The organism is Cupriavidus sp. 01L46 (assembly GCF_056399905.1).
The window spans coordinates 1-1,146 of record NZ_JBFTSF010000620.1; the positions used below are offsets into that span (position 1 = coordinate 1).

At 69.4% G+C, this 1,146-nt stretch carries 1 pseudogene; it reads left to right on the forward strand.

Features of this window, described 5'->3' with window-relative positions:
• Positions 1-87: 87 nt before the first annotated feature.
• Positions 88-1,146: pseudogene (locus AC1DS3_RS38895) on the forward strand (MATE family efflux transporter); the annotation flags it as partial.

The window sequence follows — 1,146 nt, forward strand, 5'->3', positions numbered from 1 at the left end:
ATGTGGCTCTGATCGGTGAAGCCGGCGGCCAGCGCGGCATCGGCCAGCGACTGGCCCCGCATCAGCAGCGAGCGCACCAGGTCAAGCCTGCGCATGGGTACCACCGGCCTCGCCGCGCAAGCCTACGGCGCCCAGGACGGCGCGGCACTGCGCGCCACGCTGGCACGCGCCCTGATGCTGGCCACCGTCATAGGGCTCGGCGTGCTGGCCGTGCAGATGCCCTTGATCAACGGCGCGCTGGGCCTGATCGGCGGCAGCGACACACTCCAGCACCACGCGCGGGTCTACAGCCATGCGCGGATCTGGGCGGCGCCTTTTGCCTTGTGCAACTACGTGGTGCTCGGCTACCTGCTGGGCTGCCAGCACGTGCGGCTCGGCCTGCTCATCCAGCTCTTCATCAACGCGGTGAACATTGCCGCGGTGCTGCTTTATGTTTATGTATTCGACTGGGGCATCGCGGGGATCGGCGCCGCCACAGCCACCGCCGATGCATGCGGCTTCGTGCTGGGCGCTGCCCTGCTCTGGCGGCTGCGCCCGCACGGCTTGCCGCCTCTGCGCTGGGCGGTGGTCGCCGATGCGCACGAACTGAAGCGGCTGGTCGCCCTCAACCGCGACATCTTCATCCGCACGCTGTGCTTGGTGGCCAGCTTCGGCTGGTTCGCCCATGCGGGCGCCCAGCAAGGCGACGTGATCCTGGCGGCCAACGCGCTGCTGCTCAACTTCCAGACCTTCATGGCGTACGCGCTCGATGGCTTCGCGCATGCCGCCGAGGCGCTGGTGGGCGCCGCCATCGGCACCCGGGACCGGCATGCCTTCCGGCGCGCGGTCCGGGTCACGATGATCTGGGGCGTGGTGGGCGCGCTGTGCTTCTCCCTGGTGTATGCCGGCGCCGGAGAATGGATCATCGCCTGCCTGACCGACCAGCGGGCGGTCCACGACGCGGCGGTGCGCTACCTGCCGTGGGCGGTCGCCCTGCCGCTGGTCTCCGTGTGGGGCTTCCTGCTCGATGGCGTGTTTATCGGCGCCACCTGCACGCGCGACCTGATGCACTCGATGGCCTTGTCGTTCGCGGCGTTCATGGTGGCGGCGCTTACGCTGGCCGGCCCATTCGGCAACGACGGCTTATGGGCGGCGCTGCTGCTGTTC